Here is a 25,586-nt window from a genome sequence, read left to right on the forward strand (position 1 = left end):
TCCTGCCGCCTGCCGGGGACAATCCGGAGGTGCACCCGGCTCCGAAGGACTGTCCGTGACCCCCACGCTCACCCGGCTCGACCCGGACCGGCCGGCCGGCGCCGCCGTACTCCTGCTGCACGGCGGCACCCCGCGCTCGGAGACCGTCGTCGACGGCCGCAGCGCCTCCTGGCGCCGGATGGCCGCGCTCCAGCGGGCGGTGGACCGGCCGCTGCGCACCGACGGCGTCGCGAGCTGGCTGCTGCGCTACCGCCAGCGGGGGTGGAACGACGGGGTGGGCGTGCTCGCGGACGCGCGCTGGGCGCTGGAGGAGGTACGGCGCACCCACGGCGACGTCCCCGTCGTGCTGCTCGGCCACTCCATGGGCGCCCGGGTCGCGGTGCACGTCGCCGACGACCCGTCGGTGGTCGGCGTGGTCGGGCTGGCGCCGTGGTGGGAGCCGGGCGACCCGGTCTCGCCCCTGGCCGGCCGCCGGCTGGTCGCGGCCCACGGGCGCCGGGACCGGATCACCTCGTACCGGCGGACTGCGGACTTCGTCGAGCGGGCCCGCCGGGCCGGCGTGGCGGCCGACCTGGTCGACATGGGGTGGCGGGGCCACTACCTGCTGGCCGGGGCGGGCGCGTGGAACCGGGTCGCGCTGGCGGGCGTGCGCAGCGTCAGGACAGGCTCCGAGCCGCCGCGGCCGACAGCTCCAGGGCGCGCCGCGCCCAGCCGGGACTCGCACCGCTAAGCCCGCAGGCGGGGGTGACCACCAGGCTCGGCCCGGGCTCCAGCCCGACCATGTCCAGCCATCGCTCGACCCGCTGCGTGACCGCCGCGTCGCCGGGCGGGTCGTCGGGCTCGGTGGACGGCACCACGCCCAGCGCCACGGCGTCGCCCGCCTCCAGCGTCTCCGCGAGCACGTCCTGGCCGGCCGCGTCCACCAGGGCCAGGTCGACCGAGAGCCCCCGCGCCCCCGCGCCGCGGAGGAGGGCCAGCGGCGCGCCGGGCGCACAGGAGTGCACCCACGGCTCGGCGCCGGCGCCGGCGATCGCGCCCAGGACCCACTCCAGCGCCTCGGAGGCCTCCGGCTTGTCGACCGAGCGGTGCTTGCCGAAACCGCTGGCCGTCGGCACCCTCCCGCCCATGACGGCCGGGAGCGCGGGCTCGTCGACCTGCACGACGAGGCGGGAGACGCCGGCCACGCGACGGCGTACGTCGGCCACGTGGGCCGCCACGCCCTCGGCCAGCGCCTGGGCCAGCTCGCGCCGCGCCCCGTGGTCGGCCAGCAGCTTGTCCCCGCGCGGACGCTCCACCGTCGCGGCCAGCGTCCACGGCCCGGCGACCTGCACCTTGAGCGGGCCGGCGTACTCCTGGCCCAGCTCCTCCAGCGTGTCCAGGTCCTGGGCCAGCAGCGAGCGCGCGCGGCGCTGGTCGACCCCGGCGGCGTCGGTCAGCCGCCACCCGGCGGGTTGCAGATCGGCGCCGAGCTCGACCACCATCGCCAGGGCACGACCGGTCATCGAGGCGATCGCGCCGCGACCCGGGAGCTCGGGGACCGCGGGCAGGGAGAGCGTGTCCAGGCTCGCGCGGACCCACTCGCCGTAGGCCCGCGCGGAGTCGCCGGGGAAGGACCCGACCGAGCTCGAGAGCACCATGCTGCGCAGTCTTGCAGAGGGCTCGATCCCGGCCGCTACCGTGGACGGTACGACGCCCGGGGCTCGACGTGGCAGGGCTCACGCACCGTTCCGGAAACTCCCGAGAGCCGCCGTTCGTCGTACCTTCGACCGCACGCTGTACCCCACCCCGCAGGAACGATGTCCGCCACCACCACGCCCCCGTCCCCCGACGCCCCCGACGAGGCCAAGGAGGAGAAGCCCGCCGGCCTCGGGCTCAGCATCCCGCAGGTCACCGGCTCCGCCCTGGCCGCCGTGTCGGCCGCCGTCGCCGCCTCCTGGCTCGGCGTCGCCGGCACGATCATCGGCGCCGCCGTCGGTAGCGTCATCGCCACCGTCGGCTCGGCCGTCTACGCCCAGACCCTCCGGCAGAGCCGCGAGGCCGTTCGCAAGATCACCCCCAGCCGGGACGGCAAGTCCGTCCGGGTCGGCGAGGTGACCCTCAAGGAGAAGCTCCAGGACCTGCCGTGGAAGCGGGTGCTCGCGGCCGCCGGCGTGGTGCTGGTGATCGCGCTCGCCGCGATCACCATCTTCGAGCAGATCAGTGGCAAGTCCGTCTCCAGCGTCACCCGCGGCGAGAGCGGCAAGGGTGGCACGACGGTCGGCAGCGTCTTCGGCAACGACCGCACCCGGGACGAGGACCGCCAGCCGGACTCCGAGCCGACCGGGCAGCCGACCGACGGGACGACCACGGACCCCTCGGACCCGGCCCAGCCCTCGGACCCGGCCGGCACGCCGACCGCGCCCACCGACGAGGAGACCTCGCAGCCGGAGCCGACCCCCACGCCGACCCCGACGCCGACCAGCGAACCGACGACCGAGCCGTCGCCGACCTCGGACCCGACGGTGGGCAGCGACGAGCGCGGTACGGGCCAGGACCCGAACCTCCCGCAGCGAGCGCTGCGCGACGGGAGCGCTACGCCCGAGGCCGGGTGACGTCGCGCTCGGTGGCCGTGATGGTCGCCGAGCCGACGACCCGGCTGCCGTCGTAGATCACGGCGGCCTGCCCCGGGGCGATGCCGTAGGCCGGGTCCTCCAAGTCGATCTCGACCCGGTCGCCGTCCACGGTGACCCGGCAGCGGTGCTCCTCGCCGTGCGCGCGCAGCTGGACGGTCGCGTCCAACGTCGTCGGCGCGGTGCCGCACCAGCGCGGCCGGTCGCCGGTGATCGCGGTGACCTTGAGCCGCTCGCGGCCGCCGACCCGGACCGTGCCGCTGACCGGCTCGATGTCCAGGACGAACCGAGGCTTGCCGTCGGGGGCCGGGCGGCCGATCCGCAGGCCCTTGCGCTGGCCCACGGTGAAGCCGTAGGTCCCCTCGTGCCGGCCCAGCTCCTCGCCGGTCGCGTCGTCGACGATCCGGCCGGCGAGCCCCGCGACCGCCTCCGCGCCGACCCGGTCGGGCAGCTTCTCCCGCAGCCAGCCGGCGTTGTCGCCGTCGGCGACGAAGCAGATGTCGTGGGAGTCCGGCTTGTCGGCGACCCGCAGCCCGCGCCGGTCCGCCTCCTCGCGCACCAGCGGCTTGGGGGTGTCCCACAGCGGGAACAGCGAGTGCCGCAACTGGTCCTGGGTCAGCACGCCGAGCACGTAGGACTGGTCCTTCGCGGCGTCCTGCGCCCGGTGCAGCTCGACGGTCCCGTCCTCGGCCGTGCGCACCGTCGCGTAGTGGCCGGTGACCACGCCGTCGAAGCCGAGCCGCAGCGCGCGGTCGAGCACGGCGGCGAACTTGATCTTCTCGTTGCACCGCAGGCATGGGTTGGGCGTGCCACCGGCGGCGTAGGTGTCCATGAAGTCCTCGACGACGTCGTGATGGAACTCCTCGGAGAGGTCCCAGACGTAGAACGGGATCCCGATCACGTCGGCCGCGCGCCGGGCGTCGTTGGCGTCCTCGATGGTGCAGCAGCCGCGGGCGCCGGAGCGGTACGACGCGGGGTTGCGGCTGAGCGCGAGGTGGATGCCGGTGACGTCGTACCCCTGCTCCTTCGCGCGGGCCGCCGCCACCGCGGAGTCCACGCCGCCGCTCATCGCGGCGATCACCCGCCTCATCGGGCGACGCGGGTGCCGCGCACCCGCTCCACGGCCGAGCCGATGGCGGCCACGACGGCGTCCACGTCGGCCCGCGTCGAGGTGTGGCCGAGGCTGAAGCGCAGCGAGGAGCGGGCCGGCTCGTCGTCGTACCCCATGGCGAGCAGCACGTGGGAGGCCTGCGGGACACCGGCCGAGCAGGCCGACCCGGTGGAGCAGGCGATGCCGGCGGCGTCGAGCAGCATGAGCAGCGAGTCGCCCTCACAGCCGGGGAAGGTCAGGTGCGCGTTGCCGGGCAGCCGATGCTCGGGGTCGCCGTTGAGGGTCGCATCCGGCACGCGCGCGCGGATCCCGTCGACGAGCGCGTCGCGCAGGGCGCCCAGACGGCGGGCGTGCTCCTCGCGACCCTCCACCGCCTCGGCCACCGCGGCCGCCAGGGCGGCGACCCCCGGCACGTCGAGGGTGCCCGAGCGCAGCCCGCGCTCCTGGCCGCCGCCGTGCGCCAGCGGGGTCAGCTGCGCCTCCCGCCGGGTGACCAGGCCGCCGACGCCGAAGGGCCCGCCCAGCTTGTGGCCGGTGAAGGTGAGCGCGTGCACGCCGCTGGCCGCGAAGTCGACCGGCACCGCGCCGACGGCCTGCACGGCGTCGGTGTGCACGGGGATGCCGTGCTCGGCGGCGATCCCGGCCACCTCGGCGACCGGCTGGACGGTCCCGACCTCGTTGTTGGCCCACATCACGCTGGCCAGCGCGACGGAGTCGGGGTCGCGCTCGACCGCTGCGCGGAAGGTCTCCGGGTCCAGGCGGCCGTGCCGGTCGACGTCGAGGAGCTCGACCTTCGCCCCCGCCTGGGCGGCCAGCCACTGCATCGGGTCGAGCACGGCGTGGTGCTCGACGGTGGTGGACAGGATCCGGACCCGCCGCGGGTCCTCGGCGTGCCGGGACCAGAAGAGCCCCTTGACCGCCAGGTTGTCCGCCTCGGTGCCGCCGGAGGTGAGGACGACCTCGCCCGGCCGGCAGCCCAGCGCGGCGGCGATCCGCTCGCGGGACTCTTCGACCACCCGCCGCGCCTGCCGCCCGGCGGCATGCGAGCTCCCGGCGTTGCCGACGCTGCCCAGGTGCTCGGTCATCGCCTCGATCGCGACGGCACGCATCGGCGTGGTCGCGGCGTGGTCGAGGTAGTGCTGGTCCATGACGACACCAAGCCTACGACCCGCTCACTGCCGGGGACGGCGCCTGTCCGCATGCGGTCCTAGTCTCCTGCCATGACCTCCACCGAGACCGCCGCCCGCCCCGCCCTCCTCGTCGTCGACGTCCAGGTGGACGTGATGGCGACCTGCATCGACGCCGAGCAGACGATCGGCAACATCGCCTCCCTGGTCGAGGGCGCCCGGGCCGCGGGCACGCCGGTCGTCTGGGTCCGGCACAACGCCGACCGGGAGCTGCTCAAGGGCACGCCCGGGTGGGAGATCGTGCCCGAGCTGCAGCCCGCCGAGGGCGAGCCGATCGTGGACAAGCGGTACGGGGACTCCTTCGCCGAGACCGACCTCGCCGAGCGGCTGGCCGAGGTCGGCGCCGACTCCTACCTGCTGTGCGGTGCGCAGACCGACGCGTGCATCCGGTCCACGTTCTACGGAGGGGTCTACCGCGGCTACCCCGTCACCCTGGTCACCGACGCGCACACCACCGAGGACATGCGGGAGTGGGGCGCCGGCTTCTCCCCCGAACAGTCGATCGCCGTACTCAACCTCCAGGCCGAGCACACCAGCCTCCCCGGCCTCCAGGGCGCGGTGACCACGACCGCCGAGGCCTTCGCCGCCCGGTGAGACCGCGACCGTGTGGGTTCGAGGTCATCTGATGGCCCCGAACCCACACGGTCCCCGGCGAGAGCGCCGCCGGGTCCTCAGACCCGCGGCGAACGGACTCCCAGAATCCTGGCGACGGTATCGGCGAGGGCTGCACCGTCCCGAACGCCTCGACCGCTGAGCTCCAGAAGGAGCTCGGGCAGGTTCCAGCCCTCGAACTTGAGCCGGCACAGGCCGGCGGATGCGTCGATCTCGACCCAGTAGTCGATGCAGGGCGTGTCCGGCCAGCCGTCGCCGTACTCCTCCTCGATCCCGCTGTCGGGATACCTCGACGCGAACTTCTGCGGATCCGCCTCCCACAGCAGGGCCGTGACGACGGTCGGCTCCTGGGCGTCATACATCACCTGGTGGACGAACCCGACGTCCGCCGCCTGGAACACCGGGTCACAGGCTCGGATGATCTCGGCGACCCACGCGGTGTCTGGCTGCATGTCGAGAAGCGTACGGCGAATGAGTGCCGCCGCCCCTCAGAGCAGGACCAGGTCGTCGCGGTGGACGACCTCGCGCTCGTACGCCGCCCCCAGCTCGCGCTTGAGGTCGCCGGTGGAGCGCCCGAGGAGCGCCGGCACCTCCTCGGCGTCGAAGTTCACCAGCCCCCGGGCGACCGGGAGGCCGTCCGGGTCCAGGAGATCCACCGGGTCGCCGGCGATGAAGGTGCCGGACAGCCCGGTCACCCCGGCCGCGAGCAGGGAGGCGCCGCGCTGGGTCACCGCGCGCACCGCTCCGGCGTCGAGGGTGAGCGAGCCCAGCGGCTCGGTGGCGTGCTTGAGCCACAGCAGCCGGCTCGGCCGCCGCTTGCCGGTCGGCCGGAAGAGCGTGCCGACCTCCTCCCCGGCCAGCGCGGCGCCGGCGCGGTCGGCCGAGGTCAGCACGACCGGGATCCCTGCGCCGGTCGCGATCCGCGCGGCCTCCACCTTGGTGACCATGCCCCCGGTCCCGACCCCGGCGGCGCCGGTGGAGCCGATCGAGATGGTCTCCAGCACCGACCAGTCGGAGACCTCTGGCACCAGGCGGGTGCCGGGGGCGGTCGGCGGGCCGTCGTACAACCCGTCCACGTCGGAGAGCAGCACCAGCAGGTCGGCGTGCACCAGGTGCGCCACCAGCGCGGCCAGCCGGTCGTTGTCGCCGAAGCGGATCTCGCTGGTCGCGACCGTGTCGTTCTCGTTGACGATCGGCAGGGTGCCGAGCTCGAGCAGCTTGGCGAAGGTCTGGTGGGCGTTGCGGTAGTGCGAGCGCCGGGTCACGTCGTCCACGGTGAGCAGCACCTGGCCGGCGACCACGCCGTGCCGGGCGAGCTCCTCGGTGTAGCGGTGCACCAGCAGCCCCTGCCCCACCGCGGCCGCGGCCTGCTGCGCGGGCAGCGCCCGCGGCCGTCGCTTGAGGTGCAGCGGCGCCAGCCCGGCGGCGATGGCCCCGGAGGAGACCAGCACGACCTCCACGCCGCGCGCTCGGGCGCCAGCGAGTACGTCGACCAGCTCGTGCACGCGGTCGGGGTCGATGCCGCCCTCGGCCGTGGTCAGCGACGACGAGCCCACCTTGACCACGACACGGCGGGCCGCGGTGACCGGCTCCCTCATGCCGAGGGGGAGTCGTCGGGGTCGCGGTCCGGGTCCTCCTCGGAGCCGATCTCGTAGGAGACCGGCCCCTGGTGCGGCCGGTTCTCCCGCGCCAGCCGCTTGTCCTGCTCGGCCCGCGCCTCCTTCGCCTCGGCGTCGATCCGGCGTGCGACGTCGGCCCGGGTCTCGCCCTCGGCGCGGTCGGCCATCGCCTCGTCGATCGCACGGCGGCGGCGCGCGGCCGGCCGCTCCTCGGCGAAGCGCTGGTCCTCGCCGCGGCGGGCCAGGATCTCCGCGCCCGCGTCCACCGCCGGGTCGAAGTCGAAGACCACCGCGTTGTCCGGGTGCCCGATCAGCACCGTGTCACCGGGGTCGGCGCCGAGCTCGAGCAGCCGCTCCTCCACCCCGAGCCGGTTGAGCCGGTCGGCGAGGAAGCCGACCGCCTCGTCGTTGGAGAAGTCGGTCTGGCGCACCCAGCGCTCCGGCTTCTGGCCGCGCACCCGCCAGCCCTCGGCGGTCTCGGTGACGGTGAAGTCCTCTCCCCCGTCGACCGAGCGGGGCCGCAGCACGATCCGCTGCGCCTCCGCGGCGGGCTTCTCCTCGCGCGCGTCGTGCACGATGTCGGCCATCGCGAAGGTCAGCTCGCGCAGCCCGGCGCCGGAGGCGGCGCTCACCGGGAAGACCCGCAGGTCGCGGCCGCGCAGCTCGTCGGCGACCATGTCCGCGATCTCCGCGCCGTCGGGGACGTCGACCTTGTTGAGGGCGACCAGGCGCGGGCGGTCCTCGAGGCCGCCGTACCTGCTCAGCTCCGCCTCGATCACGTCCAGGTCGTCGACCGGGTTGCGCCCGGGCTCGATGGTTGCGGTGTCGATGACGTGCACGATCGCCGCGCAGCGCTCGATGTGCCGCAGGAAGTCGTGCCCCAGGCCGCGGCCCTCGGCGGCGCCCTCGATGAGGCCGGGTACGTCGGCGACGGTGAACGTGGTGTCGCCGGCCCGGACGACGCCCAGGTTGGGCACCAGCGTCGTGAACGGGTAGTCGGCGATCTTGGGCCGGGCGCGCGACATGGAGGCGATCAGGCTGGACTTGCCGGCGCTGGGGAAGCCGACCAGGCCCACGTCGGCGACCACCTTCAGCTCCAGCACGACCTCGAGCTCGTCGCCGGGCTCGCCGAGCAGCGCGAAGCCCGGGGCCTTGCGCTTGCTGCTGGCCAGCGCGGCGTTGCCCAGCCCGCCGCGGCCGCCCTGGGCGATGACCATCTCGGTGCCGGCGCCGACCAGGTCGGCGAGCACCTCCCCCTGGGGCGTGGTCACCAGGGTGCCGTCGGGGACGGGGAGCACGAGGTCGGCGCCGTGCGCGCCGTTGCGGTGCCCGCCGGCGCCCTGGCCGCCGTTCTCGGCGCGGCGCTTCGGGCTGTGGTGGTAGTCCACCAGCGTGGTCACGTCGGGGTCCACCCGCAGGATCACGCTGCCGCCGGGACCGCCGTTGCCGCCGTCGGGGCCCCCGAGCGGCTTGAACTTCTCCCGGTGCACCGACGCGACGCCGTTGCCGCCGCGGCCCGCGGCGATGTGCAGGCTCACGCGGTCCACGAAGGTCGGGATCGCCATCGGTGCCTCCTGGTGAGGTAGGGGGTGGAAATGGCACGGAGGGCGCCCCGAGCGGGGCGCCCTCCGTGCACGATGATCAGTGGTGCTGCCGGGTCACTCCGCGGCAGCGGGGACGATGTTGACGACCTTGCGGCCACGCCGCCGGCCGAACTCGACATTGCCCGCGACCAGCGCGAACAGGGTGTCGTCGCCACCGCGGCCGACGCCGGCGCCCGGGTGGAAGTGGGTGCCGCGCTGGCGGACCAGGATCTCGCCGGCGTTGACGGCCTGGCCACCGAAGCGCTTGACGCCGAGGCGCTGGGAGTTGCTGTCGCGGCCGTTCTTGGTGCTGGCCGCGCCCTTCTTGTGAGCCATGGTTTCGAATCCTTCGTGAGTCGAGCGGGTCGAGGTCCGAGCGGGAGCTCAGAGCTTGATGTCGGTGACCTTGACCTGGGTGTACTTCTGCCGGTGACCCTGGCGCTTCTTGTAGCCGGTCTTGTTCTTGTACTTCTGGATGACGATCTTCTTGCCCTTGGTCTCGCCCACGACCTCGGCGGTGACCGCGGCCTTGTCCAGACCGCTGGAGGTGACGTTGTCGCCGTCGACGACCAGCACCACCGGCAGGGTCACCGAGGAGCCCTCACCGGCGTCGGCCACGCGGTCGATCTCGATGACGTCGCCCACGGCAACCTTCTGCTGCTTGCTGCCACTGCGCACGATCGCGTACACGGCGACTCACTCTCCTCGTCGGACTTCTTCGAAAACTAAAGGTCTCGCGGCCCACAGACAGCCGGCATCCGCCCGGATCCCGGTCGGTGCCTCGCCACGGAGCACACGGACGTCGGCGCGTTCAGCACGCCGACGGTCAAGAGTACGGGATCGGCCCAGCCCGCCGCAAAACGCGGGCGGCCCGCCTCAGCGCTTGCGCGCCCCGCGCTTCTTCACCGGCACGTGCGTCACCGTGGGCGGCTCGGCCTCGGCCGCGGGCTCGCTGCCGGGCTCGACGTCGACCGTGCCGGGCTCCACGGCCCCCTCGTCGGGCGGGGTGCCGATGCCGGGGAGTACGTCGTCCCCGGCGGACTCCCCCGACGCGGGCTCCCCCGACGCGGGCTGGCTGCTCGGCGGGCCGGCCGGGCGGCTGGCGCTGCGCCGGCGGGTACGGGTGACCACGGCCGGGGCGGCCGGCTGGGGGGCCCGCTCCGGCTCGGGGGCGGGCTCGCGGGTCGGCTCCTGGGCCGACTCGCGGGCCGGCTCCTGGGAGACGGGCTCGGGCGGTGTGGACGCCGCCGCCTCGGGCTGCTCGCCCTTCGGCTCCTCCGTCTTCTGCTGCTCGCCCTTCGGCTCCTGGTCCTTCTGCTCCTCGCCCTTCGGCTCCTCGGTCGCCGGCTGGCGGCCGCGGCGCGGCTTCTGGGCGGGCTTCTCCGAGGAGCCCGAACCGTCCGCGGCCTGCTCCGAGCCCGCGTCCGCAGCACCGGAGGTGTCCTCCTCGGCCTGCTCGTGCCGCGACATGGCCGCCACGTCCTTGGGCGAGGGCGGCTTGGAGCCGTTGTCGCCGTTGTCGCCGCCCTTGCCGGAGCCGTTGCGGCCGCGGCCGCCGCGGCCACGACGACCGCGGCGCCCGCCGCCGTCGTCGTCGCCGGAGCCCTTGGGGTCGACCGGCCGGTCCTTGATCATCAGACCACGGCCGCCGCAGTGCTCGCAGGTCTCGCTGAAGGCCTCCAGCAGACCGGTCCCGATCCGTTTGCGGGTCATCTGCACCAGGCCCAGCGAGGTCACCTCGGCGACCTGGTGGCGGGTGCGGTCCCGGCCCAGGCACTCCACCAGCCGGCGCAGCACCAGGTCCCGGTTGGACTCCAGCACCATGTCGATGAAGTCGACGACGATGATGCCGCCGATGTCGCGCAGCCGGAGCTGGCGGACGATCTCCTCGGCGGCCTCCAGGTTGTTCTTGGTGACCGTCTCCTCCAGGTTGCCGCCGGAGCCGGTGAACTTGCCGGTGTTGACGTCGACGACGGTCATCGCCTCGGTGCGGTCGATGATCAGCGACCCGCCCGAGGGCAGCCAGACCTTGCGGTCCAGGCCCTTGGCGATCTGCTCGTCGACCCGGTAGGTCGCGAAGACCGACAGCCCGTCCTGCGGTGTGTAGCGCTCCAGCCGGTCCGCGAGGTCGGGCGCGACGTGCGAGACGTAGCCCTGCACGGTGTCCCAGGCCTTCTCGCCCTCGATGACCAGCTTGCTGAAGTCCTCGGTGAAGAGGTCCCGCACGACCTTCAGGGTCAGGTCGGGCTCGCCGTAGAGCAGCTGGGGCGCCGACCCCTTGGCCTTGCGCTCGATGTCCTCCCAGCGCGCCTTGAGCCGCTCGACGTCGCGGGTGAGCTCGTCCTCGGCGGCCCCCTCGGCCGCCGTACGCACGATCACGCCGGCGGAGTCGGGGACGATCTCCTTCAGCAGCGCCTTGAGCCGGTTGCGCTCGGTGTCGGGCAGCTTGCGGGAGATCCCGGAGTTGTTGCCATCGGGCACGTAGACCAGGAACCGACCGGGCAAGCTGATCTGGCTGGTCAGGCGCGCGCCCTTGTGGCCGATCGGGTCCTTGGTGACCTGCACCAGGACGGTCTGGCCCGAGGAGAGCACCGACTCGATCTTGCGGGGCTCGCCCTCCTTGTGGCCCAGCGCCTGCCAGTTGACCTCGCCGGCGTAGAGGACCGCGTTGCGGCCCTTGCCGATGTCGATGAACGCCGCCTCCATCGAGGGCAGCACGTTCTGCACCCGGCCGAGGTAGACGTTGCCGATGAGCGAGGTCTGGGACTCGCGGGCGACGTAGTGCTCGACGAGCACCTTGTCCTCGAGTACGGCGATCTGCGTGAGGTCCTCGCGCTCGCGGATGACCATCACCCGGTCCACCGACTCACGGCGGGCGAGGAACTCCGCCTCGCTGACGATCGGCGCGCGGCGCCGCCCGGCCTCCCGGCCCTCGCGACGGCGCTGCTTCTTCGCCTCCAGCCGGGTCGACCCGGTCAGGGAGGTGATCTCGTCCTCGGGGCTGCGGCCCTTGCGGACCCGGGTCACGGTGTTCTGCGGGTCGTCGGAGCCGTCCCCGCCGTTCTCGCCGGCGCGACGGCGGCGGCGTCGACGGCGCGAGCCGCCGGACTCGGAGTCGTCGTCGGCCTCACCCTGGTCGCCCTGGTCGCCCCTGCCGGAGCCCTGCTTGCCCGAGTCCTTGCCCTGGCCGGAGCCCTGCTTGCCGGACTCCTTCCCGGAGTCCTTGGCCTGCTCGGAGTCCTGCGCGTCCTGGCCCTCGCCCGAGCCGTCCCCGGACCCGCTGCCCTTGCGGCGGCGACGACCACCGCGACGGCGGCGACGACGGCCCCCGCCCTCCGAGCCCTCCGAGCCGGACTCGGAGTCCGCGGACTCGGAGTCCGCGGAGTCGGAGTCGCCGGAGTTGCCCGAGGACTCGCCGGAGTCGCTCGCGGGCTGCTGGTCCGCCGGCTCGGCGTCGGGCGTCGTGGCCTTGGCCGCCTGAGCGCTGGTGGTCTGCGGCGCCTGGAACAGCGGGGCGGCGGTCGCGCCGGACTCGCCCGTCTCACCGGCCGCGGTCTCGGACGCCTCGGGCGTCTCCGGCGAGGCGGCCTTCTTCTTGCCGCCCTTGGCGCCGGACTTCTTGGCCTTCTTCGGCTCCGGGTCGGCCGCGTCGGCCGTGTCGGCGTCCGCGGTCGCGGGAGTCTCGGTCTCGGCCGCGTCGCCGTCGGCCTTCTTCGCAGCCGACTTCTTGGCGGTCGACCGCTTCTTCGCCGGGGCCTTCGTGGCCGGCGGCTGCTCCTGCTCCGCGGCGGGCTCACCCGGCTCGGGGGCGGGCTCGGCGGCCTTCTTGGAGGTGCGCTTGCGCGGCGCGCGGGTCGGGGCCGACTCGACGGCCTCGACGTCGTTCATCGCGGCCTCGGTGGCGTCGCTCCCGGAAGCGTTCGCCTCGTCCTTCTCTTCGAGCATCTGTGCTCCTCCACCCGCCGAGGGCGGGGTGTGTGGGCGACACCCTCCGACCCGTGGGGGCCGGGATGCCGCAAAGCTTGTCGTGGGCGGCGACTCCCTCCGCCTCCGCGTCGCCCGGCGTGGTTCGCGCACCTGCCGCGGTCGCTCGTCCGACCCGGCCGCTGTCACCGGCCGGTCTGGACCGCGTCGCGGTCTGGTGACGACCCGCCCCGGTCGTGCCGGCCTCTCGAGGAGGTCGGCGAGGACGTCGTCGGACCGGGGCTGGCGCCGCTCGGCGTCGTACCGCCGGTCATGGGCAGTATGGCACACACCACCCCCGGAGCGGTCATCTGCTCAGCGGGTCCCCGACGCTTCCCTCGTCGGTCAGCGGGCCCTGGGCCAGCCGGGTGAACAGCGGAGCCCCCTCGGGCGCGAGGTCCGCGACCTGGCGCAGGCCGGTGAGCACGTCGTCGGGGCGTACGGCGGGGGTGGTGACCCGCAGCACCAGGTCCAGCGCCGCACCGGGCCGGTCGCCGGAGACCGGCTCGGAGCCCAGCGCCACGACCGCGGCCCGGCAGTCGAACTCCCGCAGCCCCTTCTTGGTCATCCGCTCCACCGGCACGGCGTCCTCGGCGAGGAACCGGCGCACCGCCTCAGCGACCTCCTCGGCCGGCCGGTCCAGCTCGATCCGCCAGCGGCTGGCCTGGAGCAGGTCGGCGAGCGCGCCGCCGGGTGACTCGACGACCTCGAGCACGTCCAGCCCGTCGGGCAGCGCCTCGGCGAGTGCCGCGTGGATCCGCGCGGGGTCGACCACCTCGGCGAGCGCGATCTCGAGGTACTCCGCCTCGCTGGCCGACCCGGTCGGGGCGGCGCCGGCGTAGGAGATCCGCGGGTGCGGGTTGAACCCCGAGGAGTAGGCCATCGGCACCCGCGCCCGGAACACCGCCCGCTCGAAGGCCCGGGAGAAGTCGCGGTGCGAGGTGAAGCGCAGCCGCCCCCGCTTGGCGTATCGGACGCGCAGCCGCTGGACCGGAGGCGCCTGCTGCTCGGGCTGGTTGCTCACGGCCGAACGATATCGACCGGCGCTCAGGGCAGCGGCGCGCCCTTCATCAGCGCGGACTTGTAGATCGAGGACACCACCACCTCGCCCAGGAACGCCGCAAGCCGCTCGGCCTCGGCCTCCAGCGCGGCCCGCCCGTCGGACCCGACGTCCTCGAGCAGCAGCACCCGCACCTCGCCGGCCTCCTGCACCCAGGCACCGACGATGCGGCCCTCCCACCACGCGGTGGTCCCGCCGTTGCCGTTGGTGTCGAAGAGGTACGGCGTGTGCGCGGGCCGCAGGTAGAAGTCGCGCTCGCGCCAGCCCATCGTCGCGGGGTCCAGGACCGGCAGCAGGGCGGCCCACGGCTCGACCGGCGGTGCGGGCCCCTCGTCCTCCGGGAGCACCCAGCCCACGCCCGACCCCAGCCCCACCTGCACGGCCCCGACGTCGGCGAGGGCCCGGCGTACCGCCCCCTTGGTGGCGCCCAGCCACCACACCAGGTCGGCCTCGGTGCCGGGGCCGAACCGCTCCAGCCAGCGCCGCACCAACTCGGCGTACCCCTCCTGCTCGGTGCGGTGGGGCGGCTGCTCGCCCAGCCACGCCGAGGTCAGGGCCCAGCGGGGACGGGAGGTGCGCCAGTGCCCCTCGTTCTCCGCCCGCATCACCTGACCGCGGGCGCCGAGCACGGTGAGCACGCGCGGAGCGAAGGCGTTGCCCGGGCCGTCGGCCTCCCTGGTGCGGCCCGCGAGCTCGGGGAGCTCCTCGCGCAGCCGACGCGCCGAGACCGCCGACCCGTCGGCCAGCCGCTGCAGGACCGCCGCCTCCGCGCGGGCCAGCCAGGCGACGCCGTCCTCGGCGACCCCGTGCCGCTCGACGTCCTTGGCGACCAGGCGCTCCTGCTGCGCGGCGACCCGGGCCCCGGCGCTCCCCCACACGGCGGGGAGCAGGTCCCGGGGGAAGCCGAAGAGGGTACGGCGCATCCCGAGCTGCTTCACCACCGAGCGGTCGGCCTCCAGGGCGGCGTCCACGTCGGCGACCCGGAGGCCGTCCACCCGCGCCTGCGCGGAGAGGTAGACGGTCGCGGGCTCCGTCGCATGCAGGGCCACCGCGGCGCGGGCGGCGCCCAGCGGGTCGCCGGCCCGGTGCCCCGGGGCCAGTGCGTGCCGCGCGGCCAGCCGGTGCCGACGCTCCTCGTCACCCACCCTGCGCATGTGCTCATCCTCACGCATGCACGCATGTGCCGCGCGCGGACCCGGACTGGCAGGATCGACTGGTGAGTCGTCGGGCGTCCCTGCTGCTGTTGGCCGGCATCGTCCTCCTCGCGATGAACCTGCGACCGGCCGCGGTCAGCGTCGGTCCCGTGCTCGCCGAGGTCCGGGCCGGGCTGGGCATGTCGGCCACCCTGGCCGGACTGCTCACCTCGCTCCCGGTCGTCGCCTTCGCGGGCGTCGGCGCCCTCGCGCCCTGGCTGGCGCGCCGGATCGGCGTGCACCGGGTCACCCTCGCCAGCCTGGTCTGCGTGGCCGCCGGGCTGACCGGCCGCGCGCTGGTCGGCTCCGAGACCGCCTTCCTGGCACTGTCGATGCTGGCCCTGGCCGGGATGGCCACGGCCAACGTGCTGCTGCCCTCGCTGGTGAAGCTGCACTTCCCGGACCGGATCGGCCGGGTCACCGCGATCTACACCACCGCGCTGGCCGTCGGGCTGACCTCCTCGCTGGTGCTGACCGTGCCGATCGCGGAGGCCTTCGGCACCTGGCGCGCCGGCCTGGGCGCCTGGGCGGTCCTGGCCGTCCTGGCCGCGCTTCCATGGCTGAGCCTGATCGGCCACGACCAGCACACCGCGGCCGCCCCGCGGGGGGTCTCGCTCACCCAGGTCGCCCGGACCCCGCTCGGCGTGGCGATGGCGGTCTTCTTCGGCCTGCAGTCGCTGCAGGCGTACTCGATCTTCGGCTGGTTCGCCCAGCTCTGGCGCGACGCCGGCTACTCCCCCACCGCCGCCGGCGCGCTCGTCGGGGTGGTCGCCGGGGTGAGCATCCCGCTCTCCTCGTGGCTGCCCGCGGCCGCGGCGCGCCGGCAGCACCAGCGCGGGCTGCTCATCGGGGTGATGGCGTGCTACCCGGTCGCGTACGTCGGCCTCATGCTGGCGCCGTACTCCCTGGCCGTGCTGTGGGCGATCCTCGTCGGGGTCGGCGCGTGCACCTTCCCGCTGATCCTGACCATGATCGGGCTGCGGGCGCGGACGCCGGCCGGCACCGCCGCCCTGTCCGGCTTCACCCAGTCCGCGGGCTACCTGCTCGCCGCGTTCGGGCCGTTCACCGTCGGCGCGCTGCACGACGCCACCGGCGGCTGGACCTGGCCGCTGGCGTTCCTCCTGGCGCTGGCCGTCCCCCAGCTGCTCGTCGGCCTCTACGCCGCCCGGCCGCGGTTCATCGAGGACCAGCTGCCCGCGCGCTGACCCCCCTCCCTCGCTGGGAGGTAGGTCAGCCCGGGCCGCCGTACGCACCCGCACCCGGACCGTGTGGGTTCGAAGCCATCAGATGACCCCCAACCCACACGGTCGGCCCGCCATGGTCGTTTTTGACGACATCGTCGACTTCGTGCGTTTCGAGGTAGCCGAGCGCGGCGTACCTCTCACACCAAGCTGAGCGGAACCAGCGTGCGCCCGATCGCCGTGGGTAGTCGTTTGTTATACAATCGATCGGTGAGCAAGCGGCTCGATCCCGACGACCTCGCGGAGGACGACCCCTTCGAGATCGCCAGTCAAGCCGCGCACCTGTTCAAGCATCCACACCTAGGGATCGATGACGTCCTCGACGTCTGGGCAAGCAATCCGTTGTTCTACCCCGCGAGACCACCAGCACACTGGCTGATGGTGGCTGAAGTCGGCAGCTACGAGGCCAGCGTCGCGCTGGCAAGGCTCTACCGAGGTGAGCGCAATGACATCTGAGATGACTCCCGATGAGGAGTACGAGTTCTACGCAGACCCCACGAACCTGATGCCGGTCGGCAAGCCCCGGAGGCGGAAGGCGAAGCTGACGGCGCCCATCCCCGTCCGCTTCCCCGCCGAGGTGCTCGATGAGGTGAAGCGTCGCGCTGACGCCGACGACCGATCCGTCTCGTCGTGGATCCGCCGCGCCGTCGAGCACGAGCTCAACAGACCGGCCTGATGCCGATCATCGAGGTCACCGTCGGTCCGCAGGTGAGCGAGAGTCAGATCGGTGAACTAGCCGCAACGCTGCCGCACGCTGTGTCGGTCGCCGTCGCGTGTCCGGAGGAGCCCTACGACGGCAACCTGCAGGATGGCGACGTAGTGCTCCGCTTCCGCGCGCTCGGCCCCTACGACTCGTCGGGACTCGACGTGTGTATCGAGATCAGGTCGAAGTGGTTCGCCAGCAGGGCCGAGAACAGACAGACGCGGTGCGACGCGGTGCTGAGCGCTGTCACGGACGCGATCGGACCTCTCAGCGCCGGCGTCTACCTCTCATTGCCGGTCGCAGCGTGGTCACAGAAGGAGTGACCCGTCAGACCACGCTGAGCGGCAGCAGCGTGCGCCCGGTGGGCCCGATCTGGATCTCGGTGTCCATCTCCGGGCAGACGCCGCAGTCGTAGCAGGGAGTCCAGCGGCAGTCCTCGACCTCGATGTCCGCACCGTCGGCGGCAGCGAGGGCGTCCTCCCAGTCGGCCCACAGCCAGTCCTTGTCCAGGCCGGAGTCGAGGTGGTCCCAGGGCAGGATCTCGTCCTCGTCGCGCTCGCGAGTGGTGTACCAGTCCAGGTCGACGCCGGTGCCGGCGAGCGCGCTCTCCGCGCTGGCCACCCAGCGCTCGTAGGAGAAGTGCTCGCTCCAGCCGTCGAAGCGGCCGCCGTCGCGCCAGACGGCCTCGATGATCCGGCCGACCCGCCGGTCCCCGCGGGAGAGCAGTCCCTCGACGATCCCGGGCTTGCCGTCGTGGTAGCGGAAGCCGATCGCGCGGCCGAAGCGCTTGTCCGCGCGCACCACCTCGCGCAGCTTGCGCAGCCGCTCGTCGGTGGTCTCGTGGTCGAGCTGGGCGGCCCACTGGAACGGGGTGTGCGGCTTGGGCACGAACCCGCCGATGGAGACGGTGCAGCGGATGTCGTTGCGGCCCGACACCTCGCGGCCCTTGGCGATGACCGCCTTGGCCAGGTCGGCGATCGCGAGCACGTCGTCGTCGGTCTCGGTGGGCAGACCGCACATGAAGTACAGCTTCACCTGCCGCCAGCCGTGGGAGTACGCCGTGGCGACCGTGCGGATCAGGTCCTCCTCGGTGACCATCTTGTTGATCACCTTGCGCATCCGCTCGCTGCCGCCCTCGGGGGCGAAGGTCAGCCCGGAGCGCCGGCCGTTGCGGGAGAACTCGTTGGCCAGGGTGATGTTGAAGGCGTCCACCCGGGTGGAGGGCAGGGACAGCGAGACGTTCGAGCCCTCGTAGCGGTCCGCCAGCCCGCTGGCGACCTCGCCGATCTCGGTGTGGTCGGCGCTGGAGAGCGAGAGCAGCCCGACCTCCTCGAAGCCGGACTGGCGCACGCCGTTCTCCACCATCTCGCCGATGGTCTCGATCGAGCGCTCGCGCACCGGCCGGGTGATCATCCCGGCCTGGCAGAAGCGGCACCCGCGCGTGCAGCCGCGGAAGATCTCCACGGAGTAGCGCTCGTGCACGGTCTCGGCCAGCGGCACCAGCGGCTTGGCCGGGTAAGGCCACTGATCCAGGTCCATCAGCGTGTGCTTGCGCACCCGGAACGGGATGCCCGGACGGTTGGGGACGACGGCCTCGATCTGGCCGTCCGCAGCGTAGGAGACGTCGTAGAACCGGGGCACGTAGACGCCGCCGCTGACCGCGAGGCGGCGCAGCACCTCGTCCCGCCCGCCGGGCCGGCCCTGACCCTTCCACTCCCGCACGACCTCGGAGATCGCCAGCACGACCTCCTCGCCGTCGCCGAGGACGGCCGCGTCCAGGAAGTCCGCGACCGGCTCGGGGTTGAAGGCGGCGTGCCCGCCGGCGATCACCAGCGGGTGCTCGTCGGTGCGGTCCCGGCTGTGCAGCGGGATCCCGGCCAGGTCGAGGGCGTTGAGCAGGTTGGTGTAGCCGAGCTCGGTGGAGAAGCTGATCCCGAACAGGTCGAAGGCGCCGACCGGCCGGTGGCCGTCGACGGTGAACTGCGGGATGTCCTGCTCGCGGAGCACCTGTTCCATGTCCGGCCACACCGAGTAGGTGCGCTCGGCGAGGATCCAGTCCCGCTCGTTGAGCACCTCGTAGAGGATCTGCACGCCCTGGTTGGGCAGCCCGACCTCGTAGGCGTCGGGATACATCAGCGCCCACCGGACGGTCGGGCCTTCCGGGGCGCAGTCCCAGTCCTTGACCGTGGAGTTCAGCTCGCCGCCGACGTACTGGATCGGCTTGGTCACACCGGGCAGGTGCGGCTCCAGGCGGGAGAAGACGGACTCGTGGCCGGTCACGGCGACAACCTCGCAGGGGTCGGGTTCAGGACAAGACTCAAGGGTACGACGGGGGCGTGCGGTCGCCGGATTCCTCGCGGCCGGCTGGGACTCAGGGGGCACCGCGGTCGTGGTCGGCGTCGGGCGGCTGCACGTCGCTCAGCTCGTCGACGAGCAGCAGCTCGGGCCGCACCTGGCCCGCCCGGTAGCCCGCACGGCCGAGCATGTGCGCGGCGATCGGGCCGGTCACCATCTGGGCGCCCACCACGAGCACCAGCACCGCGACCACCCGCAGGTCGCGCAGGGTGAGGCTCAGCCCGAGCGCGACCAGCATCAGGCCGAGCACCTGCGGCTTGGTGGCGGCGTGCATCCGGGTGAGCAGGTCGGGGAAGCGGAGCAGGCCGATCGCGGCGATCAGGCTCAGCAGCGAGCCGAGCAGGAGCGCGAGCGCACCGAGCAGGTCCAGGGTCTCGGTCATGGCTGCTCCTCCGCCGTCTCCTCGTCCTCGCCCTCGACCTCCACGTCGTCGCTGCCGGGGCTGAAGCGGGCGATGCTCACCGAGCCGACGAACCCCACCAGCGCGGCGACCAGCAGCAGGGGCAGGTTCTCCGCGTTCCGGCGCAGGGCCGCGTCGATGGCGACCCCGCTGATGACGATCGCGACGAGCACGTCGAAGGAGATCGCGCGGTCCGACATAGTCGGGCCCATGGTCATCCGTGCGACCACCAGCACCGCGGCCACGGTGAGGACCACGGCCGCGGCGCCCAGCAGCCAGGTGTCGGCGGCGGCGTACCAGCTCACGGCGCCCTCCCCTCCTCGGCGTCCGGGACGGGCCCGGCGCCGAAGGCGCGCAGCACCCGCGCCTCCTGGGCCAGCACCCGCTTCCGGACCGTCTCGATGTCGCTCTCGGACCGCACGTCGAGGACGTGCAGATAGAGGGTGTGCGACCCGCGATGCGCCTCGACCACGACACTGCCCGGCACCAGCGAGACCAGCACGGCGACCACGCTCATCACGAAGTCGGAGTCCGCGCGCAGGGGTACGGCGACGATCGCGCTGCGCAGGTCCCTCGGCGGGAGCAGCGCCACCCGGGCGACCTCGATGCTCGCGACCACCACGTCCCACAGGAAGCGGGCGACCAGCACCACGATCCCGACGGGGCGGGCCCGCACGTTGAGCCGCAGCGGCGGCAGCGGGAACACCAGGCAGACCGTGACGGCCACCAGCACTCCCCCGACCAGCGACAGCGGGGAGTAGGTGCCCCACAGCACCCACCAGAACAGGGTCAGCCAGAGGACCATCGGCCACTGGACGGCGCGGTAGCGCACCGGGCGGACGTCGCCGCGCCGGTTCGTGCGCGTGTAGGGGCTCATCGCCGACCCGCCTCCTGGACCGCCTCGAGGTACGGCGACCGCGCGGTCAGGTCCGCCGCGGTGCGGTCGGTGAAGGCGACCAGCGGGCCGGCGACCACGGTGATGGACAGGCTGGCCAGGACCAGCCCCGCGGTGGGCAGCACCATGAGGATCGGCATCCGGCGGCCGGGCAGCGCGTCCTCAGCGAGCAGCTGGTGCAGGTCCCGCTCGGAGGAGTCGGGGTCCACCACGTCGCGGGCGGTGCGCATGTCCTCGCGGGCGAAGGCGACCGTGCCGACGTGCACGTGCCCCCGGTGCGCCCGCGGCCGGGTGGCCTCGTCGTCGGCCCGCTCGGGCGAGGAGATCAGCCGGGCCATCTCGTGGGCCTGCTCCGGGGAGCGCCAGAACGCGAGCAGCCACGTCTTGGCGACGGCGTACAGCGTCAGCAGGCTGGTCAGCGTGCCACCGGCGACCAGCAGGAGCGCGAGCACGGAGCCGTCGGCGAGACCGGCCTGCAGCAGCGCCACCTTGCCGATGAAGCCGGACATCGGCGGGATCCCGGCCAGGTTCATCGCCGGGACGAAGAACAGCACGCCGAGCAGCGGCACCAGCCGGGCCAGGCCGCCGATGCGCAGCAGCGAGGTGCTGCCCGCCTGGCGCTCGATCAGCCCCACGACCAGGAACAGCACGGTCTGGATCACGATGTGGTGGGCGACGTAGAGGACCGCGCCGGCGAGCCCCGCGACGGTGCCCAGGCCGATGCCGAAGATCATGTAGCCGATGTGGCTGACCAGGGTGAAGGACAGCATCCGCTTGATGTCGGACTGCGCGATCGCGCCCAGGATGCCGACCACCATCGTCGCCAGCGCCGCCCCCATGAGCAGCCCCGAGAGCGGGCTGTCGGGGAACAGCAGGGTCTGGGTGCGGATGATCGCGTAGACGCCGACCTTGGTCAGCAGGCCGGCGAAGACGGCGGTCACCGGGGCCGGGGCGGTCGGGTAGCTGTCGGGCAGCCACAGCGACAGCGGGAAGACCGCGGCCTTGATCGCGAACGTGACGAGCAGCAGCAGCTGGATCATCAGCGCGGTGGCGGTCGGCAGGTCGCCGAGCCGGGTGGCGAGCTGGGCCAGGTTGAGGGTGCCGGCGGCGGCGTAGGTGGTCGCGATGGCGATGAGGAACAGCATCGAGGAGGTCACGCTGACGATGACGTAGATCGTGCCCGCGCGGACCCGGGCCGCCGTACCCCCCAGCGTGAGGAGCACGTAGGAGGCGAACAGCAGCATCTCGAAGCTGACGAACAGGTTGAACAGGTCGCCGGCGAGGAAGGCGTTCGAGACGCCCGCGACCAGCACCAGGAACGTCGGGTGGTAGATCGACACCGGCGTCTGCTCCGACTCGTCGCCGGTCATGCCCTGCCCCAGGGAGTAGAGCAGCACCGCGAGGGTGACCACGCCGGAGACGAGCAGCATCAGCGCGGCCAGCCGGTCGGCGACCAGGGCGATGCCGAGGTCGGCCCAGCCGCCCAGCCAGACGACCTGGGGACCGTTCCGGTCCGCCGCCCACAGGAGTACGGCGGCCAGGACGACCACGCTGAGCAGCACCAGGACCGTGACGATCCGCTGGGCCCGGGGGTAGCGGGCCAGCATCAAGGTGGCGCCCGTGCCGAGGATCGGCAGCAGGACCGGCATGGGGACCAGGGCGGAGAAGTCGGTCACGAGCCCTCCTCCTCGGGGGTGTCGTCGTCGCCCTCGCCGTCGAGGTCGTAGCCGTCGGACTGCGCGTCGTCGCTGGCGAGCCGGCGGATCACGGCGTCCTCGACGTCGTCCTGGACGTCGTCGTTGGCGTTGAGCTGCCAGCTGCGGTGGGCCATGGCGAGCACGAACGCGACCGTCCCCAGGGTGATGACGATCGCGGTGAGGATCAGCGCCTGGGGCAGCGGGTCGGCCATGTCGGCGGGGTCGGCGGAGCCGTAGAACGCCGAGGACCCCGCCGGTCCGCCGGCCGACAGCAGCGCCAGGTTCACGCCGTTGCTGAGCAGCAGCAGGCCGACCAGGACCCGGCTCAGGCTGCGCTCGAGCAGCAGGTAGACGCCGGAGCCGCACAGGATGGCGCACAGCACGACCAGGGTCAGGTTCACCGTCATCGCTCGTCCACCCCCGCCGCGGCCCGCTCCTCCTGCAGGATCTGCCGGTCCAGGCGGGCGCCGAAGGTGCGCAGCAGGTCCAGCACCAGGCCGACCACGACCAGGTAGACGCCGATGTCGAACCCGATCGAGGACACCAGGTGCACCTCGCCCAGGAGGGGCAGGTCGAGGTAGGAGTCGAAGGTCTCCAGCACCGAGCCCCCGAAGGCCACCGGGCCCAGGGCAGCGAGCGCGGCCACGAACAGGCCGGTGCCGATCAGCGCGCCGGCGTCGATCGGGGCCGCCTCGTTGAGCTCGTAGCGGCCGCCGGCCAGGTAGCGCACGATGAGGGCGAGCCCGGCGACCATGCCGGCGGCGAACCCTCCGCCGGGGAAGTTGTGGCCGGCGATCAGGAGGTAGGCGGAGAAGACCATGATGGTGTGGAAGATCAGCCGGGTGACGACCTCGAAGAGGATCGAGCGGCGGTCCGGGCTCATGGTCCGCGGCGCCGGCAGCCAGACCCGGCGCCCGGGCGTGGTCGACTGCTTCTGCACGCCCTCGGGGTAGGGGATGTCGTAGACCCGGCGGATCGCGGTCGAGCGGGAGTCCAGGAAGATCAGGCTGGCCACGCCGGTGGCCGCGACGACCAGGACGGCGATCTCGCCGAAGGTGTCCCAGGCGCGGATGTCGACCAGGGTCACGTTGACCACGTTGCGGCCGTAGCCGAACTCGTAGGCGCCCCGGGCGAAGGCCGCGGAGATCGGCTCGGCGACCCGGCCGTTGCCCGCGAGCAGGAGGAAGCCGCCGACGGCCAGGCCGAAGGCGGCCGAGAGCGCCATCCGCAGGTAGCGGGTGGGCAGCAGCGGCCGGTCGGTGAAGTAGTCGGGCAGCCGGCGCAGCACGAGCACGAACACCACCAGGGTGACGGTCTCCACCAGCACCTGGGTGAGCGCGATGTCCGGAGCGCCCTGCAGCAGGAACAGCACGGCGCAGCCGTAGCCGCTCACCCCCGCCAGGAGCATCGCGCGCAGCCGGCGCCGGGAGCGGACGGTGAAGATCGTCCCGGCCACCATCACCAGCGCCACCGCGGCCTGGGCCGGGCGGTCCCACAGCGTCACGCTGAGCGTGTCGCCGCTCTCGGCGAGGCCGCGCACCAGCGCGTAGCCCGGCAGCAGCACGACCACCCCGACGGTGACGGTCAGGTAGAACCACACCGACCCGCGCTGGAAGGTTCCGGTCACCTCAACGGCGGCGCGGTCCACGCTGCGCATGACCAGCCAGTACAGCGCCTCGGCGCCGCGCTTGGGGGCGACCCGGGCCTGGAAGCGGATCAGCGGTCCCCGTACGGCGAACACCGCGAGACCGGCGGCCAGGGTCGCCAGGGAGAGCCACAGCGGGAGCGTGAACCCGTGCCACAGGGCGAGGTACTCCCCCTGCGCGCCGGCCGTGAGCAGGTCGGCGTACGGCGCGATCGCGGTGGTCAGGGCCCCGCCCGCGAAGCCGAGCACCAGGCTCAGTCCGGCCAGCAGCGCCGGGCTGAGCACGAGGGCGGCGCCGGCGGGGCGCACCTCGGTGTCCGGGCGGCCGGGGCGCCGCCAGAAGGCGCCCCACCAGAAGCGGGCGGTGTAGGCCACCGTCAGCACCGAGCCGAGCAGCAGCGACACGGTCAGCGCGATGCCGGCCCAGGCGGGGATCCCCGGCACCTCCCCCGTGGTCAGCTCGAGCAGGCCGATGAGCACCGTCTCCTTGGCGACGAAGCCGAGGAGGGGCAGGACGCCGGCCATGGACAGGCCGGCCAGCGCGGCGATCGCCGCCACCGCGGGCATGCTGCGGCCCACCCCGGAGAGCTCGCGCAGGTCGCGGGTGCCGGTCCGCTTGTCCACGATCCCGACGACCAGGAAGAGCGCCGCCTTGAACAGCGCGTGGGCCAGCAGCATCGCCACGCCAGCCAGCGCCGCCGTACGGGTGCCGATCGCGAGCACCGCGGTGAGGAACCCGAGCTGGCTGACCGTGCCGTAGGCGAGGAGCAGCTTGATGTCGTACTGCCGCAGGGCCCGCCAGCCGCCGCCCAGCATCGTCGCGGCGCCGAGCACCAGCAGCGTGAGGTGCCATCCGGGCACGCCGGCGAACGCGGGAGCGAGCAGGGCGACGAGGTAGACGCCGGCCTTCACCATCGAGGCGGCGTGCAGGTAGGCGCTCACCGGTGTCGGGGCGGCCATCGCGCCGGGCAGCCAGAAGGAGAAGGGGATCTGGGCGGACTTGGTGAGCGCCCCGACCAGGATCAGCAGGATCGCCACCGTCGTCGCCGTCGACGCGGGCGGGTCGGCCAGCACCTCGCTGATGCGCAGCGTGCCGGCCTGCTGGCCCAGCAGCAGGATCCCGACCAGCATCACCAGTCCGCCGAAGGTGGTGACGATCAGCGCCTGACTGGCCGCCTGGCGGCTGCTGCGCGAGGTCGGGTGGAAGCCGATGAGCAGGAAGCTGCACACGGTGGTGAGCTCCCAGAAGACGTAGAGCAGCAGCAGGTCGTCGGCCAGGACCAGCCCGAGCATCGCCCCGACGAACGCCACGAAGCTCGAGGCGAACCCGACCAGGCCGTCGTCGCGCCGGCCGAAGTACCACGCGCAGTAGACCATCACCAGCACGCCGATACCGGCCACGATCAGCGTCATCAGCCACTGCAGCGCGCCCATCGAGAACGCCAGCGAGAGGTCGAAGCCCGGCACCCAGGGCACCACCTGGGAGACCCGGCCGCCGTCGAGCACCGTGCCGGTCTGCCGCACCGCCCACACGACGGCCACCAGCGGAGCGACCGCCAGCGGGAGGAAGGCCCGTGCCCCCAGCGAGCGGACGAGCAGGGGAGCAAGGATCGCGGCGATGGCATGGAGCGCCACGATCCCCAACATGCAAGCGGCCTCTCGGTCGGTTCGGTCGCCGGAGGGTCAGTCTAGGAGATCCCTGTCCGTCGCCCG

General features: G+C 73.4%; 25 protein-coding genes. 7 read left to right on the top strand and 18 right to left on the bottom strand.

What is annotated here, in order from left to right:
* Positions 1 to 55: 55 nt before the first annotated feature.
* Positions 56 to 730, top strand: coding sequence for an alpha/beta hydrolase (locus tag K8W59_RS14030; RefSeq protein WP_223394877.1), 675 nt, complete (start codon positions 56 to 58; stop codon positions 728 to 730).
* On the opposite strand, the gene K8W59_RS14035 is transcribed toward K8W59_RS14030, so the two are convergent.
* Complete coding sequence (locus K8W59_RS14035; protein WP_223394879.1) at positions 657 to 1,637, bottom strand: uroporphyrinogen decarboxylase/cobalamine-independent methonine synthase family protein; 981 nt, start codon at positions 1,635 to 1,637, stop codon at positions 657 to 659. The two genes, K8W59_RS14030 and K8W59_RS14035, sit on opposite strands and share 74 nt — an antisense overlap.
* Before the next feature lie 159 nt (positions 1,638 to 1,796).
* Here K8W59_RS14035 and K8W59_RS14040 point away from each other — a divergent pair, with 159 nt between their 5' ends.
* The gene (locus K8W59_RS14040) at positions 1,797 to 2,591 is read left to right on the top strand and encodes a hypothetical protein (RefSeq protein ID WP_223394881.1); all 795 of its coding nucleotides are present in this window, start codon (positions 1,797 to 1,799) and stop codon (positions 2,589 to 2,591) included.
* On the opposite strand, the gene mnmA is transcribed toward K8W59_RS14040, so the two are convergent.
* A complete protein-coding gene (gene mnmA, locus K8W59_RS14045; protein ID WP_223394883.1) occupies positions 2,572 to 3,699 on the bottom strand; it encodes a tRNA 2-thiouridine(34) synthase MnmA in 1,128 nt (375 codons plus the stop codon). The genes K8W59_RS14040 and mnmA overlap by 20 nt on opposite strands.
* Positions 3,696 to 4,868 carry a cysteine desulfurase family protein gene (locus K8W59_RS14050; RefSeq protein ID WP_223394885.1) on the bottom strand — a complete coding sequence of 391 codons (1,173 nt, stop codon included), beginning with the start codon at positions 4,866 to 4,868 and terminating at the stop codon, positions 3,696 to 3,698. The genes mnmA and K8W59_RS14050 overlap by 4 nt, the downstream gene beginning before the upstream one ends.
* A gap of 72 nt (positions 4,869 to 4,940) precedes the next feature.
* Between K8W59_RS14050 and K8W59_RS14055 the strand changes: the two genes are divergently transcribed.
* Positions 4,941 to 5,501, top strand: a complete 561-nt coding sequence (locus K8W59_RS14055) for an isochorismatase family protein (RefSeq protein WP_223394887.1) — start codon at positions 4,941 to 4,943, stop codon at positions 5,499 to 5,501.
* Positions 5,502 to 5,578: 77 nt separating this feature from the next.
* On the opposite strand, the gene K8W59_RS14060 is transcribed toward K8W59_RS14055, so the two are convergent.
* The 8 genes from K8W59_RS14060 to K8W59_RS14095 all read right to left on the bottom strand — a co-directional run bounded on the left by K8W59_RS14060 (position 5,579) and on the right by K8W59_RS14095 (position 14,898).
* Positions 5,579 to 5,971: a hypothetical protein gene (locus K8W59_RS14060; RefSeq protein ID WP_223394889.1), complete on the bottom strand. Its 393-nt coding sequence runs from the start codon at positions 5,969 to 5,971 to the stop codon at positions 5,579 to 5,581.
* Between the two features lie 36 nt (positions 5,972 to 6,007).
* Positions 6,008 to 7,117, bottom strand: coding sequence for a glutamate 5-kinase (proB, locus tag K8W59_RS14065; RefSeq protein ID WP_223394891.1), 1,110 nt, complete (start codon positions 7,115 to 7,117; stop codon positions 6,008 to 6,010).
* Positions 7,114 to 8,703 (bottom strand): GTPase ObgE, encoded by a 1,590-nt coding sequence (gene obgE / locus K8W59_RS14070; protein WP_223394893.1) that lies wholly within the window; start codon positions 8,701 to 8,703, stop codon positions 7,114 to 7,116. Before obgE ends, proB begins: the two co-directional genes overlap by 4 nt.
* Before the next feature lie 93 nt (positions 8,704 to 8,796).
* Positions 8,797 to 9,057: a 50S ribosomal protein L27 gene (gene rpmA / locus K8W59_RS14075; RefSeq protein ID WP_223394895.1), complete on the bottom strand. Its 261-nt coding sequence runs from the start codon at positions 9,055 to 9,057 to the stop codon at positions 8,797 to 8,799.
* A 48-nt stretch (positions 9,058 to 9,105) separates the two neighbouring features.
* A complete protein-coding gene (gene rplU / locus K8W59_RS14080) occupies positions 9,106 to 9,411 on the bottom strand; it encodes a 50S ribosomal protein L21 (protein ID WP_223394897.1) in 306 nt (101 codons plus the stop codon).
* A gap of 186 nt (positions 9,412 to 9,597) precedes the next feature.
* Positions 9,598 to 12,666 carry an Rne/Rng family ribonuclease gene (locus K8W59_RS14085; RefSeq protein WP_317846276.1) on the bottom strand — a complete coding sequence of 1,023 codons (3,069 nt, stop codon included), beginning with the start codon at positions 12,664 to 12,666 and terminating at the stop codon, positions 9,598 to 9,600.
* A gap of 325 nt (positions 12,667 to 12,991) precedes the next feature.
* The gene (locus tag K8W59_RS14090; protein ID WP_223394899.1) at positions 12,992 to 13,708 is read right to left on the bottom strand and encodes a TIGR03936 family radical SAM-associated protein; all 717 of its coding nucleotides are present in this window, start codon (positions 13,706 to 13,708) and stop codon (positions 12,992 to 12,994) included.
* 23 nt (positions 13,709 to 13,731) lie between these two features.
* Positions 13,732 to 14,898, bottom strand: a complete 1,167-nt coding sequence (locus tag K8W59_RS14095; protein ID WP_223394901.1) for a winged helix DNA-binding domain-containing protein — start codon at positions 14,896 to 14,898, stop codon at positions 13,732 to 13,734.
* Between the two features lie 62 nt (positions 14,899 to 14,960).
* On the opposite strand from K8W59_RS14095, the gene K8W59_RS14100 reads away from it, so the two are divergent.
* From K8W59_RS14100 to K8W59_RS14115, 4 genes are all read left to right on the top strand, one after another.
* A complete protein-coding gene (locus tag K8W59_RS14100) occupies positions 14,961 to 16,142 on the top strand; it encodes an MFS transporter (RefSeq protein WP_223394903.1) in 1,182 nt (393 codons plus the stop codon).
* A 246-nt stretch (positions 16,143 to 16,388) separates the two neighbouring features.
* Positions 16,389 to 16,634 (top strand): hypothetical protein, encoded by a 246-nt coding sequence (locus K8W59_RS14105; protein ID WP_223394905.1) that lies wholly within the window; start codon positions 16,389 to 16,391, stop codon positions 16,632 to 16,634.
* Positions 16,624 to 16,854: a YlcI/YnfO family protein gene (locus K8W59_RS14110; RefSeq protein WP_223394907.1), complete on the top strand. Its 231-nt coding sequence runs from the start codon at positions 16,624 to 16,626 to the stop codon at positions 16,852 to 16,854. The genes K8W59_RS14105 and K8W59_RS14110 overlap by 11 nt, the downstream gene beginning before the upstream one ends.
* The gene (locus K8W59_RS14115; RefSeq protein ID WP_223394909.1) at positions 16,854 to 17,204 is read left to right on the top strand and encodes a hypothetical protein; all 351 of its coding nucleotides are present in this window, start codon (positions 16,854 to 16,856) and stop codon (positions 17,202 to 17,204) included. Before K8W59_RS14110 ends, K8W59_RS14115 begins: the two co-directional genes overlap by 1 nt.
* Positions 17,205 to 17,208: 4 nt before the next feature.
* On the opposite strand, the gene K8W59_RS14120 is transcribed toward K8W59_RS14115, so the two are convergent.
* From K8W59_RS14120 to K8W59_RS14150, 7 genes are all read right to left on the bottom strand, one after another.
* Complete coding sequence (locus K8W59_RS14120; protein ID WP_223394911.1) at positions 17,209 to 19,161, bottom strand: TIGR03960 family B12-binding radical SAM protein; 1,953 nt, start codon at positions 19,159 to 19,161, stop codon at positions 17,209 to 17,211.
* Positions 19,162 to 19,252: 91 nt separating this feature from the next.
* Complete coding sequence (gene mnhG / locus K8W59_RS14125; RefSeq protein WP_223394913.1) at positions 19,253 to 19,618, bottom strand: monovalent cation/H(+) antiporter subunit G; 366 nt, start codon at positions 19,616 to 19,618, stop codon at positions 19,253 to 19,255.
* Entirely contained in the window at positions 19,615 to 19,941 is a 327-nt protein-coding gene (locus K8W59_RS14130) for a monovalent cation/H+ antiporter complex subunit F (RefSeq protein WP_223394915.1), read from the bottom strand. The genes mnhG and K8W59_RS14130 overlap by 4 nt, the downstream gene beginning before the upstream one ends.
* The gene (locus tag K8W59_RS14135; protein WP_223394917.1) at positions 19,938 to 20,513 is read right to left on the bottom strand and encodes a Na+/H+ antiporter subunit E; all 576 of its coding nucleotides are present in this window, start codon (positions 20,511 to 20,513) and stop codon (positions 19,938 to 19,940) included. The genes K8W59_RS14130 and K8W59_RS14135 overlap by 4 nt, the downstream gene beginning before the upstream one ends.
* Entirely contained in the window at positions 20,510 to 22,207 is a 1,698-nt protein-coding gene (locus tag K8W59_RS14140; protein WP_223394919.1) for a Na+/H+ antiporter subunit D, read from the bottom strand. The genes K8W59_RS14135 and K8W59_RS14140 overlap by 4 nt, the downstream gene beginning before the upstream one ends.
* Positions 22,204 to 22,629: a Na(+)/H(+) antiporter subunit C gene (locus tag K8W59_RS14145; RefSeq protein WP_263283248.1), complete on the bottom strand. Its 426-nt coding sequence runs from the start codon at positions 22,627 to 22,629 to the stop codon at positions 22,204 to 22,206. The genes K8W59_RS14140 and K8W59_RS14145 overlap by 4 nt, the downstream gene beginning before the upstream one ends.
* A gap of 2 nt (positions 22,630 to 22,631) precedes the next feature.
* A complete protein-coding gene (locus K8W59_RS14150; protein ID WP_263283249.1) occupies positions 22,632 to 25,508 on the bottom strand; it encodes a Na+/H+ antiporter subunit A in 2,877 nt (958 codons plus the stop codon).
* Positions 25,509 to 25,586 lie beyond the last annotated feature (78 nt).

Origin of the sequence: Nocardioides rotundus (genome assembly GCF_019931675.1) — a bacterium.
GTDB lineage: Bacteria > Actinomycetota > Actinomycetes > Propionibacteriales > Nocardioidaceae > Nocardioides > Nocardioides rotundus.